This is a genomic window from Paenibacillus sp. M2 (assembly GCF_046713495.1).
Taxonomy (GTDB): Bacteria; Bacillota; Bacilli; order Paenibacillales; family Paenibacillaceae; genus Paenibacillus; species Paenibacillus amylolyticus_B.
Window position 1 is genome coordinate 602402 of sequence record NZ_CP169648.1, and the last position, 15310, is coordinate 617711.

Annotated in this window: 13 protein-coding genes; 10 read left to right on the top strand and 3 right to left on the bottom strand. The window is 49.2% G+C overall.

What is annotated here, in order from left to right; translation table 11 throughout:
* Positions 1-7 precede the first annotated feature (7 nt).
* From ACETMN_RS02855 to ACETMN_RS02900, 10 genes are all read left to right on the top strand, one after another.
* Entirely contained in the window at positions 8-730 is a 723-nt protein-coding gene (locus tag ACETMN_RS02855) for a hypothetical protein (protein ID WP_091018561.1), read from the top strand.
* Positions 730-1887, top strand: coding sequence for an acyl-CoA dehydrogenase family protein (locus tag ACETMN_RS02860; RefSeq protein WP_091018562.1), 1158 nt, complete (start codon positions 730-732; stop codon positions 1885-1887). The genes ACETMN_RS02855 and ACETMN_RS02860 overlap by 1 nt, the downstream gene beginning before the upstream one ends.
* Positions 1880-2848, top strand: coding sequence for a hypothetical protein (locus ACETMN_RS02865; protein ID WP_091018564.1), 969 nt, complete (start codon positions 1880-1882; stop codon positions 2846-2848). The genes ACETMN_RS02860 and ACETMN_RS02865 overlap by 8 nt, the downstream gene beginning before the upstream one ends.
* An 18-nt stretch (positions 2849-2866) precedes the next feature.
* The gene (locus ACETMN_RS02870; RefSeq protein ID WP_179198598.1) at positions 2867-4255 is read left to right on the top strand and encodes an MATE family efflux transporter; all 1389 of its coding nucleotides are present in this window, start codon (positions 2867-2869) and stop codon (positions 4253-4255) included.
* Between the two features lie 27 nt (positions 4256-4282).
* Positions 4283-5464, top strand: a complete 1182-nt coding sequence (locus tag ACETMN_RS02875; RefSeq protein WP_091018567.1) for an arginase family protein — start codon at positions 4283-4285, stop codon at positions 5462-5464.
* Positions 5465-5466: 2 nt separating this feature from the next.
* A complete protein-coding gene (locus ACETMN_RS02880) occupies positions 5467-6444 on the top strand; it encodes a hypothetical protein (protein ID WP_091018569.1) in 978 nt (325 codons plus the stop codon).
* A gap of 24 nt (positions 6445-6468) precedes the next feature.
* Positions 6469-7776 carry a M16 family metallopeptidase gene (locus ACETMN_RS02885; protein ID WP_091018571.1) on the top strand — a complete coding sequence of 436 codons (1308 nt, stop codon included), beginning with the start codon at positions 6469-6471 and terminating at the stop codon, positions 7774-7776.
* Complete coding sequence (locus ACETMN_RS02890; RefSeq protein WP_411735727.1) at positions 7769-8992, top strand: M16 family metallopeptidase; 1224 nt, start codon at positions 7769-7771, stop codon at positions 8990-8992. The genes ACETMN_RS02885 and ACETMN_RS02890 overlap by 8 nt, the downstream gene beginning before the upstream one ends.
* A 34-nt stretch (positions 8993-9026) precedes the next feature.
* Positions 9027-9833, top strand: coding sequence for a 4'-phosphopantetheinyl transferase family protein (locus ACETMN_RS02895; RefSeq protein ID WP_179198599.1), 807 nt, complete (start codon positions 9027-9029; stop codon positions 9831-9833).
* A 107-nt stretch (positions 9834-9940) separates the two neighbouring features.
* Positions 9941-11752: a S9 family peptidase gene (locus ACETMN_RS02900; protein WP_091018577.1), complete on the top strand. Its 1812-nt coding sequence runs from the start codon at positions 9941-9943 to the stop codon at positions 11750-11752.
* 128 nt (positions 11753-11880) lie between these two features.
* Here ACETMN_RS02900 and ACETMN_RS02905 read toward each other — a convergent pair whose 3' ends face one another.
* The 3 genes from ACETMN_RS02905 to ACETMN_RS02915 form a co-directional block, all read right to left on the bottom strand.
* Positions 11881-12915: a phosphotransferase family protein gene (locus ACETMN_RS02905; RefSeq protein WP_091018579.1), complete on the bottom strand. Its 1035-nt coding sequence runs from the start codon at positions 12913-12915 to the stop codon at positions 11881-11883.
* A gap of 21 nt (positions 12916-12936) precedes the next feature.
* Entirely contained in the window at positions 12937-13911 is a 975-nt protein-coding gene (locus tag ACETMN_RS02910; protein WP_091018581.1) for an SMI1/KNR4 family protein, read from the bottom strand.
* Between the two features lie 165 nt (positions 13912-14076).
* Entirely contained in the window at positions 14077-15108 is a 1032-nt protein-coding gene (locus ACETMN_RS02915) for a ribonucleotide-diphosphate reductase subunit beta (RefSeq protein WP_091018583.1), read from the bottom strand.
* Between the last annotated feature and the right edge of the window lie 202 nt (positions 15109-15310).

The following is a 15310-nucleotide window of genomic DNA, read 5'->3' on the forward strand; positions in this document are numbered from 1 at the left end:
AATGACAATGCACGTTATTGAATTCCAGGGCCCAGATGCAAAGCCCGTCGGATCAAAAGCAGCAGGCAACCCCGTTGCTCCGATATCGGAAATGTTGGAGGCAAAAACCTTGCTGGTGAACAATCGTCCAGTGCTTTTGGCAACAGGTCCATACGTGCTCGCGACCGCTCATCTCATTGAACAAGATGCTTTACTTTGGCATGAAGAATCAGCTGGGCTGTATCGTTGGAACCAACTACATGCCGTTCATGTACAGGATCGGATGCTGGAGCCCTCCGGATTACTGTTATACCGGGTACAGCCGAATGAGGGTGAGAAGGCTGAGATATCAGGCGAGAAAGTGACCTCGAATGAGCTGAGAACACGCCTGCTTGAGTTCCGGGTAGAGCTGTGCAAGGTTGGATTGGAGCAGGTTCGCAGGCATTTGTCGGTGCGAATATCGGGGGGGCAATCCACGTTTCAGCACCAGCTCGTGAAAGGCATGGTCGCTGACATCCTGACAACGCTCTACATGGCGGAAACATTGCCTGAGGAACGCTTTCTCTCAGCAAATCCAGGTCTTCCATCGGTCCGGGTTCATGCGTGGATACATCAGGAATTGGACGAAGCCTTCAGACAGATTCAACGTCTTGGCGGCGGTTTCGGTTTTTTGAGACATGGCGTATCTGCATATACATATGCAGGCCAACTGGTGAAAAACATGCTGTTGCCAGCTAAGGAGGAATATTGATGATTACTCCATCAACGATTGCGATTTTCGAGCAAGTGATGAAGCAGTATGCTGCGGAGCTTCGTCAGATCGGCCTGACGATTGACCAGGAGCCAGACCGGCTCACCGAGTTTTTGCACACGTCTGCCCTGCAGGCCATCAATCATATGATGATTCCACCGGAGTATGGCGGCCAGCCAATTGTAACCATAGGTCAGGATCGATATTATGGACTCTCTTCACTGGAAAGAGTCATTACGATCGAGCAGTTGTCCGCAGGAGATGCGGGCGTTTTTCTGGGAGGACCTGGTCCTTCCATGTCCAGCATCGTCATGATTGACTTGGGCGATGAGGAACAGAAGGAGCGCTTTTATAGCCACTTTCTGAAAGGTCCAGCCTGGGCTGTTTTTGCCTTGTCAGAGCCGGAGAAGGGTTCAGATGCCACTGAGATCAGCACGCGGATTACGCGACATCCGGATGGGGGAATGGAGCTAACCGGACATAAATTCTACATTGGGAACGGACACCGGGCGAGTATTGGACTGGTATTCGCCCAGACCAATCGTACGCCTCTGGGCATTCAGGTGGCTATAGTTGATCCTTCTGTGCCAGGTTTCTCAGCAACCCCGCTGGACACGATGGGGCTTCGCGGTCTGCAACTCAGCCATCTGCAATTCGAGGCCTTCCCACTGGAAGAGAAAGATATTCTGGGTCGTCACCTAAGCCCAACCAAGCGTGGACTGTGGGGAGCACTGCGTACATTCCACCGGATGCGCCCTAGCGTGGCGGCTTTGGCGCTTGGTGTTGCACAGGCTGCATATGATTATGTTGTAGAGCACAGAACGATCTTTACAGAACGTGAAAAGACAGAACTGGAGCGACTGGAGATGCGTCTGCATGCGCTGCGCAGCATGATTCGGAATGCAGCAGCAGAGATTGACCATGATGCGAATAAGGGATATCTGGCTTCCCTCAGTAAAATACGGGCTGCGTCCGTTTCCGAAGAAGCGACGGAATGGGCACTGGAGATGATGGGGCCAGGTTCCTTACTGGAGCATCCTCTGCTGAACAAATGGTATCGCGATGCAAGGGCCTTTGAGTTCATGGAAGGCACAACGTCCATTCAGAAGATAAACGTTTTTCAGGCGTATGCCAACGGGAAGATGCAGCATGTCTGATTCACTTCATGATGATATTGGCGCACCAATCTATGTGGATCATATTTGCTGGCTTACTGCGGAGGATCATCTGTACTCGCTGGATTGGCCAACACCGGATGATTATGTTTACGTATCACCGCACATATATATGGAGGATCACTATTATGGTCGCGTGGGAACGCTGACTCGCTCCCTTATGGCAGACGGGAGACGGGTGACAGCCGGTGATCTTGCGCTTATGGTGCTGGAGCAGTTGGGTACAAAGCCGCATTGGGATTGGTTGATCCTTGCCCAGACCTGTCCGGAACGTCATGCGCTGAATGCTCCACTTGCCCGAATGCTTGAAATGGCCCCGTGGCGAGTTGATCATCCACTTGGTATTACCCATATGGGTGCGCTCGCAGGCACCGAGGCCATTCAGGTTGCTCTTTGGAGCATGCTTCCTAACGAACGGACTGCGATTGTGCTGGTGGAGCAGCGAATTCTCCATGACGATGGACAGATTGGATATGGTCAACCATCTGAACCTAAGGGTGATTTGGGTGACATGGCGGTGGCGCTTGAGGCAGGCCTTGGTCAAGGAGCGTTGCAGATACACTATGCGGGAAAACGGATCATCAGATCGGATGATGCCACGGCTTTTGCATCCGAGGCACTCGGCATGATCCGCGAATGGATCGATAGCCATGCAGCCGTGCATGTCATTCTTCAGTCGAGACTGGGATTACGTCTCAATGGCAGTTCTGTTTTGCATATTTCGCCTTCCAAGACCATCTGCGTTCCACGCACCGATTATCAGAGCGGTGATGTATGGATACAGCTGGCAGATAAGCTAGAGCGGGGTATCATCAGGCCGGATGATCGAGTCATGCTGGTCTCGTGGGATGACGATCGGGTGATATCTGCTTGTTGCGTGCATGTGATACGTCTGCCGATCCTCAACAGGCTTACAATAAATCAAGAAATCAAGACTTCATGAATTATGGAGGTGAACCCCATGCAGGGGATCGATTATACGGCCGGCTCGATCCATCGTTTGTTATTCCGTACGGCCGTTCCGATGCTACTCGCTTCTCTGGTTAACGTGATTACACAACTGGCCAATGTATTTTTCCTGGGTCATACGAGTCAAAGTGTATTATATGTGCTCTCATTGTATATTCCTGTCTCATTCGTCATGATTGCCATCATCGAAGCGATGCAACTGTCTGTTCAGGTAGCGGTAGCGCGCAGTCGTGCCGGTGGCTCTCGTGCATTTACCCAGCTATTCGTGCACATGATGGGCAGTGCAATGCTGCTTGCCATTCTGACCGGGGGAATTGTGATGTTAATGACCCCTGTGCTTTCATGGTTTTACCGTGTGCCTGCCGACATTGGGCCCATGTTTACGCTGTACGTAGGGGGAATGATGGCAGTGAGCATCCCGGCTGTCCTGGCTGCAGTGACCAGTGCGGCGTTACGAGGGCTGGGCCGGGCACAGGCAGCGTCGTGGAACGCGGTTGGGATGGCGATGCTAAACATTGCTCTTGTGTATACATTTGTGTCGGTCTTCGGGTTGGATCTGAAGGGCATCATCTATGCTAACCTAATCACTTCCGTCTTGTCCTTGGCTATCTCTCTGCTCATTCTGTTCATTCGTCGGGAAATGATCTTTGAACGCTTTGCTTTTGCAAGAAAACATCTGATGGCCCTCAGGCATGTCGGTATTCCTGTGTTCATCTCGTACTGCATGATTTTTCTGAGTACATTTTTTTTCAATAAAATTGTCAGTCACTTTGGCGAAGGGGCGGTTGCTGGCTTTGGCGTTGGTTATCGAATTCAGACGATGGCGATCCTGCCGGGTATCGTCATTGGGTCGGCCATCGGCATTATCATCAATCATAATTTGCAATCACCACACCGGCCAAGGGCCTATGCAAGTTATCGCCAAGGTCTGTTGCAATCCTTTGTTCTGTACGTGATCATTGCCGTTGCCGTCTGGATCTGGCGAGACCCGCTTATCGCATTTCTGATCGAAGACGCGGCAACCCGAGCAGAAGCAGCACAGTATTTGTCCATCGTAGCTCTTTCCTATATTGGCATGGGTCCCATGATGACAACGTTGCTAACGATGGAACAGAGCGGGCGCGGATATCAGGCCATACTCCTGAATGCGGTGTATTTTCTGATTATTATCGTCCTTGGCTGGGGATTGACTCGGGCTTTCAATGAGGTTACTTACTTCTATGCGGTGATTGCTGGCATGAATGTGGTCGGCATGTCGTCGTTCTTCCTGCCTTTCATGCGAATGCTGAAGCGGGAATATGTGGAGTCGTCTGCGGATAAGGACATCAGTACAGAAGGTGAAGCGACGTTGTCCAATAAGAGCTATTCCACACAGACTTGACTCTAACTACGTACAGGAGGTTTTTGCATGACAACATCAGAACCTGCTTATCTGGTACGTCGCATTGCAGATGCGTGGATCGCTGCGGATGAAACGTTCAGCCAGTTTTATGAGCTGGAACCTGCGAAAGAGCTGGAGCCACAACGCCCCCCGGATTTGCCGGGGGTGGAACCTGCGGAAGCGCCTTTTTTTTTGTATGAGCCTCTTATCGGTCATGGGGCTCCTCAACTGGGGATCTTGGGTATCCCTCATTCTGGTGGGACAAGCATGTTAAACTCCTCCGTTGCCGGACTTGCGCATGCGTTACGCGTAGAATCGTGGAAAAAGGTCATCTATCCATCGTTACAAGAGTCCGGGAATTCGAGCTTGTACGATATTGGAAGTGGGAGACGATTGCTTGAGAGCGTAGCCATGCAGGATTGGGGTACTTGTCTTATGAATGAAGCGGAGGCGGATACAGCTGTTCCTTATCAAAAGGGGCTTGCGGCGGCACTGGATCATGCGCTGGATCAACAGGCACTATTGTGCTGTATTGGCGGAGACCATTCCATTACGCATGCCGTGCTTCAGATGATGGCAAAGGCCCCGGGCAGTCGAAGAGTGCTGGTCCAGTTCGATGCCCATCATGATTGCGGTATCGATGCCATCCATCAGGAGCAACCCAGTCACTCCAATTTTGTGAGACATTTGCTAGAGCAGGATACGGTTGCTGCTGTTGTACAGATTGGCCTGCGTGGTCTTCGCTCAGCAGATCAGATGTACAGCCATCCTGGCTTGATTCAAATATCGGCAGAGCATATGACACCCGAGAGGGTGAGCCATGTTCTGAACGAGGTAAGGCAGAAGTACGATGTCGACTCGGCTTATTTAACTTTTGACTTGGATTCCCTTGATCCGGGAAGCTTCCCGTTTGTTGATTTTCCGATTGCTGCAGGACCGACGTGGCAGAATATTCGAGACTGCGTTATTGCAGCGCTGGAAGTCCCGTTATCTTATGAAGGGATGGACATGGTTGAAGGACAGGGTGTGCAATCGGATCGACACATTCCTGGACAATATGAGCTGGCGCTTCGAATGTTGGTCTATATGATGGATGGTATCCACCGGAATCGTCGGCGGTTTGAATTGTCTTCTAGAACTAGCGCAGCCAGGGAAGGAATGCTGTCGGGAACGGGAGTATCCATGAATCAGGATATACAGGAGGTGTAAGGATGGAGGATTTTCATACATTATATACGTTACATAAGGAACAGGTCAGGGAGGAGTTGTATAGGGAAAAGACAAACGGAATTCAACTGGGATTCTTCTATGCGCTAATGAATATTGTTAAGGAGCTTGCACCACTTCAACCGGAATCGTCACCGGAGTCGATCTGGATGGATTATCTGGCTTTTTTGCGGACGGTTGACGAACACAAAAAAAGCCCGTACTCCTTTATGGATTGGGATGAAGTCGAGGGACTTGAACATTTGCAAGCGACTTTGCAGGAAGGTGGGGCTTTGTTGACCTGGCATTATGGATTCGTCCGGCATAATATGATCACCATCGGACAGGAGATTCGCGCAGGCCACATGAAGTCCGGATTACCCTTCTATCTTGTGGCTGAGCAGGGCACCGTAGAGCAGGAACAGAAGCTGTCGTCATGGAATACCCTACGTCAGTTTGCAGGTGCTGATCTGTTGAATGCCGAGGATGAGATGATTGGCATACGATTATATTCTCATTTGCGGAAGGGAGGTTCATTCAACCTTTTTGTAGATGGTCAGACCGGGTTCAACGCGGATAATCGCGCAGTGGAGCTACCTTTCCTGAGTTCACGCATCCGGACAAGGAGCGGTATTTTTCGTATTTTAGCCAAGACACGCAAGCCTGTATGCCCCTATTTCATGACATTGACTGAAGATTTTCGTTCCAAAATTGTTTTCTTGCCGCCTTTCATCTTAGAAGGGGATATTCAGGAATCAGCAGGACGTGTATATGAGCCGTTTCGCAATCAACTGCTGAAGCAGCCTGCATTATGGAGATTCTGGGACCGTCACCATCAGCAAGTGATTCACTGGAAAGAGGATGAGAATAATCTTCATTCAACGGAAGCCGAGAGTCAGGTGGACTGGTTCTCCAAGCCGCTGGAGGGATTCGGTCAGCTTGGACTGAACACCGAGAGTGGCATGATCTACAATTTGGATTAACCGTCAGATAAGGGGGAGGCAAGAATGCAGTCTTTCATTACGGAGCAGTACAATCGTCTATCGATCCATGTGATGCCAACAAGCCAATACGCCAACTGTTATCTCCACCTGGGTATCGTTAACGAACAGGGAAGGATTCCAGCAGCGGTGTTTGCAGTCATTGTGCGGCTGCTTTTCAGGCAGGATTCACTCGGCAAAAGAAAGCTACGGCAGCAACTATGGTCTATGTATGCCGATGAGCTAAGATGCGAATTGGAGCAGAAGGGGGAGACTCAGCTCGCATCCATTCGGTTGCGTATCCCTGCAGGGTTGTTGCCCGGGACCGATGCACGGACGCTCGATGCGCTGAAGCTGCTCGCAGATATGTTGTTTGGATCGAGCCTTCAGGGTGTATTCGATTTTGATGAAGTACAGATCCAGGAGGAACTTGCTTGGGCAGAACATCATGCTGGCTATGATGTTTCCAATTGGGACAAGGTGGTACAGGGGCGCAGTCTGGAGTGGCTTGGGTATGCGGAACGAAGCAGGGATGCCGACGTGGAGCAACTGCAGCATTGTGTGCGTGATGGTGAACTGCAGCAATGGTACCGGGAGGTGCTTTGCAGCCCACTACATATTCATGTGATCGGTGATTTCCAGTCGGATGTGATGATAGCTCAGGTCATGGAGACCTTTGTGCCATTGCTTGTCACGGCTGAGGGGAGAGCTATCCCATCTGTGATCGGGCATGGTCAACCTACTGAGCGCCGGGAGGAAGGCGAGATGATGCTTGAGCTGATGGATATTCAGCAATGCAAGATTAATGTGACCTTCACCACCGGGGTTACGTATGGATCGTCGGACTATCCTGCACTGTTTCTTTTTCATTCCCTATTTGGCGCTACGCCTGCTTCCAGACTTCAATCCGAGCTTCGTGAACGAAAGCAATGGGTGTATCAGATCTACAGCACACTGGATGATTATCGGGGAACGCTTCATGTGACAACGGGAACAAGCAGTGGATATGTGACGGATGTGCTTGAAGCGATAGATGCTGAATGGCTGAGGATATGCAGCGGAGACATTCAGGAAGTGGAGCTGAATAGAGCTATTCAGAATGTGATGCATTATGTGCAAGTGGGATACGATCTGCCTGAGCAGGTGGTCAACCTTCATATCGATCGATTGCTCAACCGGGTCCAGATGACAACTCCGCAATTCCTGGAAGCCATATCCTGCGTTACTGCGGAACAAGTGGCCGAGGTAGCCTCTGGCATGAAAAAGGCTGTCACCTGGATTTTGTATCCTGAGAGTGAATATTCTGCACCAGTGCAGGAGGTGACTCATGAATAGTATTGTGAATATCGCACCTGTCCGCAGGCGTTTATCCAATGGTCTGTCGGTCCACATTTTCCCCGAACCCCAGTTCCATCATACTTTTGTTTCGTGGTCCGTGTCCTATGGCTCAATCCATGATGCAGCCCTGCCTGGCAGAGCGCATTTCCTTGAGCATATGATGTTCTACAATCCGGATCAACGACCCGTCAAGCCGCTATTTCATACTCTGGGAGCTTCGACATCTGCATTGACACTTTACGATGTAACAACTTATCAAATGGCCTGCACAGGCGATTTGAAACGAAGTCTGGAGTTGTTCACCGGCATGCTAGCTACTCCATATTTCACCCCGATGCATCTGGAACAGGAACGGTCCGCCATTCATCAGGAGCTGTCCATGTATGCAGACCAGCCCTCCTGGCGAGCTTTGCAGCAGTTGACTCAGATGATGTATGGCAGCAATCACCCCATCACGATGGATGTTGCAGGTACACCGGATAGTCTGTATCAAATGACAACGGATGAGCTGAATCATGCTTACAATACTCGCTATGACACAGGAAGAATGGCAGTAGCAGTAGCGGGTCCGGTTGAAGCGGAGTTCATTGTGGACATGCTGGAACAATTCCCTGCAAAAGAATCACTGAATGATGCCTACCTGCCAGAAGTTACACTCGACTATTTGGGCGAGGACTTCAATAAGCAATATCGGGAGATTGAATGCGGATTGTCCTTGCCGCTTGTAAGGTATGGGTTCCGTGCAGAAGATGGGATGCAATTGAAAGAGCAAATCGCTTGCATGATCGGCATTGAAGCTTTACTGGGTGAAACTTCCGATTTCTACGCGGAATGTATGGAGTTGGGTCTGCTTCATAAGGGTGCAGAATGGGACCACTATTATCGTAAGGAATTTGCCTTTTCGAATGCTTGTGGGTATTCAGCAGATCCCGTTTCTTTATATAACCGGGTTGAGGAGATGTGTGAGCATATTCAGAACGGAACGCTGTCCCTATCCAACTTCAACTATGCACGGATGAAGTGGTTAAGCAAGTATTATGCAGACATGGATTCGTTAAAACAGCGATGCATGCACGTCTCCGAATATGAGGTGATTGGACTGGATTATATGCAGCTTGGCACGTATGCACTTGAATTAACAGAAGAAGAGGTTAGGAGTGGTCTTAGAACTATTGCAACGTCTGCTCGTCTGCGGATGGTTGTTATACGTTAGCATGTACCTAACCCCGCATAGGGAGGAGGGCTTTATGAATTCCAGAACCGGAACAATCAGCAGCTTTCTGGCAATGAGGGAACAAGGGAATGATACGTTCACGCCATTTTCAGGAGAACCGGAGGTCCACATTTGGACACAGACTTTACCCATAAGGGAGGATCAACTGCAGACAGCGACTACCATGGAATCCGATGCAATGAGTATAGACGAACATGAACGTATGGCTAGAATCAGTACAACCTCACGGCTACAGGCTCATTGCTGGATGATTTCAAGGGTTTTCTTGCGAAGAGTACTGGCACAGTACATGCAGCTTCAGGCAAGGGATATTCGATTTGAATACGGCACTTCCGGAAAGCCTTATCTCGTGGGAGGTCCGCAATTCAGCCTTTCGCATACGAATGGGCTGTGTGTACTGGCGATTGCATCCAGTAACAACGCAATTGGCATAGATGTGGAATGGGTACGCCCACTGATAAGAGAGCAGGCCATCATCCAACGTTTCCTGACGGAAGAGGAGCGGGATTATGTGCTGGAAGCCATGTGTTCCGGGGAAGATTCTTCTTTTTTGCTGTGGAACATTCTCACAGGCAAGGAGGCCTGGATCAAGGCTTCAGGTCAATCTTTATGTGGGCAGTGGAGGAATCTGAATACGGCACAAGCTATAAATCATCATGAACATTTGCTGGAATGGGCCGGACAGAAGTATGTGTTGCAGTCTTTGAAAATGGGCAAAGGCTACTCCGCATCATTATGCGTGACAGGGAGCCAAATACCACTCATTCACTGGATGAATATGGATAAAAATATGCAAAGCGATGAGGGGATCTGTAATTAAATCTTACATATCTATTGTCTAAACATTGGCATTACCTATAATATGGACAAATGGTACCTTAATTTACCAATGTTAAATTCATTGGTTCAATTCCAAGGAGGTTTGTCATGATTCAGTTCCCTAAACCGGATGTCGAGCAATATTTTCAGACGTACCGCATTTCGCATTTTGCCGTATCGGCAGACGAGAAACGTTTGTTCATGGACAGCAATCTGAACGGTCAGCCGAATATTTGGGCGATGGATTTGCCTGGAGGATACCCGTATCCTTTAACATACTTGAATCAGAGCAGTCAATTTATCAAGGCAGACCCGCAAGGACGTCATCTGCTTACCGCGTTTGATCGGGATGGAGATGAGAACTATCATCTGTATACACTCCCACCCGAGGGTGGTGTTCCACTGCCTGTGGTTCCGGCAGAACCGAATGATCGCTGTTATTTCGCTGAGTTGTCCGAGGATGGACAGCGTCTCTATTATGTCACCAGCGCGGGTAATCCGAATTATCTGAATTCACGCCGCATCGATCTGGAGACAGGTGAAGATGAACTGTTATACAGTGGAGAAGAGGTTACGAGCAGCCTGGTTGCCGTAAGTCCTGACGAGAAGAGTTATGTCATTCTCAAAATGTACTCGAATACGTATCAGACGGCGCATCTGTATCGTAACGATGAAGAAATGGTAATTCTGCCTGCCTCAGAACGTCATAGTCAGGTATCCGATTTGATTTTTGCAGATGATAATCGCCTTCTGTTCATTACCAATGACGACTCGGCATATTCCTATGTGGCTGAATATCGCATCGATACCCGTGAATTCCGTCTAGTGTGCCAAATCGAAGGGGAAGACGTAGAGTTTATCCGCTGGCATAAGGCTTCCCAGACCTTATATTTCTGGACACTTACAGGACCGGAAAATCGTATGTACGTATTGGGCAAAAATGCCGCCGAGCCTCGGCGCGTAGAGATGCCGCTGGATACGATAGAGCAGGTCAACGTTACCAAGGCTGGTAATGTGTATATCCTCGGACGTGGAGCAATCCAGCCGCATAACATTTATCGCAAAATGGCAGGTGCTGAGTCCTGGAAGCCGCTGACTGCCAATCGGGTAACCGGACTGCACCCAAGTGATCTCGTGTACCCTGACGTTATTCGGTATAACTCCTACGACGGACTGGAGATCGAAGCGCTCTTGTTCAAAGCAAAGCCGGAGCAGGCCAATGGTTATACGGTTTTTTGGCCACATGGAGGGCCGCAAGCCTCGGAAGCGAAGTTCTTCCGGCCGATGTTCCAGATGATGCTCGCTCAGGGCTATCATATCTTTGCACCGAATTTCCGTGGCAGTACCGGATATGGTGCGGAATTCGTTAAATTGGTTGAGAGAGATTGGGGCGAAGGGCCAAGACTGGACTGCGTTGCCGGGATCAACTGGCTGTTTGATCAGGGAATTACCTCGCCAGAGCGGTTGTTTGTGGTAGGTGGAAGTTATGGGGGATACATGACCCTGTTATTGGCAGGGCGCCATCCGGAGCTGTTCCGGGCTGCGGTTGATATTTTTGGGCCAAGTAACCTGTTCACATTCCTGGAATCCGTACCGGAAGACTGGAAGCCGATGATGGATAACTGGCTGGGTGATCCGGTCCGTGACCGCGAACGCTTAACCAAGGATTCACCGATTACGTATCTCGATCAGATGGTTAACCCAATGCTGGTCATTCAGGGGGCCAATGATCCAAGGGTCGTGAAGGCCGAATCCGATCAGATCGTGGCTGCGCTCCAGTCGAAGGGACTTGATGTGGAATATATCGTTCTGGACGATGAGGGCCATGGCTTCTCCAGAAAGACAAATGAGATTCTCGTGTATCGCCGGATGCTGGAGTTTTTGCAGAAACATCAGGAGTCACCCGTTGCACAAGCCTAAGTTGAGAGATTCCATCGTTGACTTAAATATATTGAGATGAGGAAAACCGCCAAAGATCAAGGATGATCTCTGGCGGTTTTATACGTGCGCCCGTATGTTGGGCGACATATATGGAACGATACATTCTACTAATCTAGCAATGCGACAATCGAATTAATGGACTGCTGCGCCCACTGTGCAAAAGGCAGGTCGGCTGCCCACGTCACTTGTCCTGTCGCTTTGGCTTCCCCCCACCACAAGATACGTTGATAGAGCAGATGCATGCTGAGACGTGTGCGGAAGTGTTGGCACTTCTCCTCATCTGCTGCACAGATCAGATCCCGGTAGCAGCGAAGGAACTGTGCAGCCAGCTCTGGTTGACCCTCACGAACATACCTGGTGGATATTTTGGTTAGGTCGGCTGTGCCGTCTCCGAAATAGGCGGTTGTAAAATCAAACAGGCCACTAATCTGCCACCCAGAAGAACGGTCGCCCACATGTTGAATCAGAATATTCTCGACCTTGAAGTCTCCCATGACAAAACTCGGAACAGCTTTGGAACGAAATGCCGGTTCAGCATTCTTGAATTGATCGTCCACCCACCGAACATCTTCATCCGTAATCACCGAGTATTGCTCCGCGTCATGTAACCAGTGGCGAATGGTTCCGTACAACCAGTCCAGATAATCGCCTGCAAAGGAAACAATCTGCTGCGCTACAGGATCATATTCCCCGGCGTCAGGCACCTTCCAGCGGTGCAGCTCAGCCAAAGTATGAGCAAGCATACAGGCGATCTCTTCCTGATCCTGCTGTGACAGTGAAGCCTGGAATACCGGATCATACAGGTGATTCCCGGGCAGGCGCGGCATGATGGCATAACTCCAGCCCAGAAGTTCGGTATCTTCCTGTAATAAATAGGGGTCAGGGACAGGAATGGACGTATGTTTCGCCAGTTGTTCTACAAAGAACTTTTCTTCCTGTAACTGTCCTGCATATAAAGGATTGCCTTTCAGAATATACTCTCCACGGGAAGTTCGAATGAGCAAGGTCTGCCCCATAACCCCTTTATCCGTTCGTTGATAGTCTTCAAGGGTTCCCAGTTCAAGTTCATTCAGCGCGTCCTGCAATGAAATGGCAGCCACTTCGCCAAGTTGATTGGAACCAAAATAGATACGGGTTGTCATATGGCCAGATCCTCCTGAAGTTTAGTCCTCATTCTCTTCGTCAGACAGGTCATACCAATCCTCATCGACCAATCCACGGATGAAAGCTTCAAAATTCGGCGCAAGATATGTAATCTCATAATCATTTTCCTGATCCACATGAACGACACAGGGTTCGCCTTCAGGACCACAGAAACGATAATCCAGCATAACGACATCATGGCCAGCGGATGGACAATCACAGATCACAATCCCCAGGTCAGGGTATCCCCAATCTTCGATCATGAACCGACTCCCAAACTCTCCTCCAAGGGAATACATCTTGTCCCGGCCGATCCCCAAAATACTTGAAATCTCAATATGGTCCACAGCCCAGGAGGTTGCTTCTTCGGTTGGGAACACCGTTCGTGCAGGGATTCCACCATTTTGGGTATGCATAAGCTGAATATAGGAGGCAGGGAGCTTGTAACCAAATTCGTGTTCAAGAGATACAATCATGTCTTCGTCAAAGGGGGCCGACACATGGTTATCCCGTGCATAATTACTCTGCTTCCAGAATGTCACTGGATCGTACGTTCCTGAAGCAGCACGAAGATGGTTCAACGTGCCATGCTGCTCCCATGCTGTCACTTGTTCTTCATGGCGTTGTCGATCCCGTCGCATCTTCTCGGTAAAAGGTCGAATCTGACTTAGGAATTCAAGGGTTGATTCATCATGGGGCTGAAGTTCGTTAGCTCTCTCAAACGCCAATAGTGCTTGTTCATAGTCGGCGATATAACAGTACGCGTACCCTATGCGATAATGCCACAGCGGGTCGTTTACCCCTTGCTCCTCGACAGACAACAGTTGTTGAATGGCTTCGCGGTAACGTGCGTCATTGTTATAGGCTCTGGCGAGTTGACCAATCAGATCATAATCCCGCTCTGAGACGGGGATTCGTTCAATACGTTCAATAATGAGACTGAATTGGTCCTGCTCATGCCACAAGTTGATTTGTTCCAGCAGTTCTTTTTCCATGATTAGGCCTCACTTCAGTAGGGGATGAGAATCTCTTCCAACTATTTTACAAGGTTCAGAGGTAAAAAAACACTCCCGCTTGTAGACAACCACGATGGCTTTCTACGAACAAGGAGTGCTTTAATGTGATCATTATGAATGATTGAAGAATGCAATTAGCTGGGTTTACAAATCGTCAAATCCGTTATCGTCGCCAACTTTACCGTAGTTACGGGATTTAGCTTCGAAGAAGTCTGTTTTGGTTGCATTTAATGCTTCATCAGAGAATGGTTTGATCCAAGGCATGCAGTTTACGTCCACACCTTCATACGCTTTTTCCATACCCATCAGACGCAGACGTTTGTTGGCGATGTACTTGATATAATCTTCCAACTCGTTCAGGTCAATACCACGCACGTTGCTGAGTGTGTAATGAGCCCAGTTGGTTTCAAGCTCAACAGCACGATGGATTGTTTTGTATACGTAGTCCATGTTCTCAGGTGTGTTCAGTTCAGGGAAGTCTACCAGCAACTGTTTGTACACTTCGGCGAAGAAGTAACAGTGTTGGTTTTCATCCCGTTGGATATACGAGATCATCTGGCTGGTTGCCATCATTTTCTGGTCACGGGCCAGGTTGTAGAAGAAGGCAAACGTACTATAGAAGAAGATACCTTCGAGTACGAGATCGGCTACCATAGCCTGGAAGAACGTCTGTGGAGACGGCTCGTCCCGGAATGTTTGGTAGATGTCTGCGATGAAACGGTTACGGTCAAGAAGGACTGGATCATGTTTCCAGTATTCGAAAATTTCCTTTTGCTCCCGATCCGATACGATGGAAGACAGGACGTAGGAGTATGATTGGTTATGAACAACTTCCTGTTGTCCGATAATGGCCGAGATCGCTTCGAGTGAAGAATCGGTAAAGTAACGTTTTACGTCACCCACAAACATCGTCTGCATGGAATCAAGTACCGCGAGCAGAGAGATGTTGATTTTAAACGTACGTTGCTCTTCCTCGTCTAATTGGGCAAACTGGGAAGCATCTTTGGACATGGGAATCTCGTCTGCGATCCAGTGGTTAAGTAGCAGTACTTTGTACAATTTGTACATATGTGGCATGCGAATGTCGTTCCAGTTCAGGATACCGGAGCATTCACCTTCAATAATACGGGTTGATTGGTTAGGGGCTTCGGTATTGAAAATTTTCTGTACTTGCATTGTTCCGTTCACTCCTTGAATGAATTTACACTGTATAACTACGATGACAGAACAACCTTCCGATCACTGTTATCCCCTGATTTTTTTGATCCTCTTTCAAGGGGGAAAATCCGGTGATAAAGGCGATGTGTATGCTTCCGAAGTAGCTTTCTTACAGAAAGCTTTTAGCTTCGCTTCTTCAGCTTTGTTCTGTCCTCTTCGT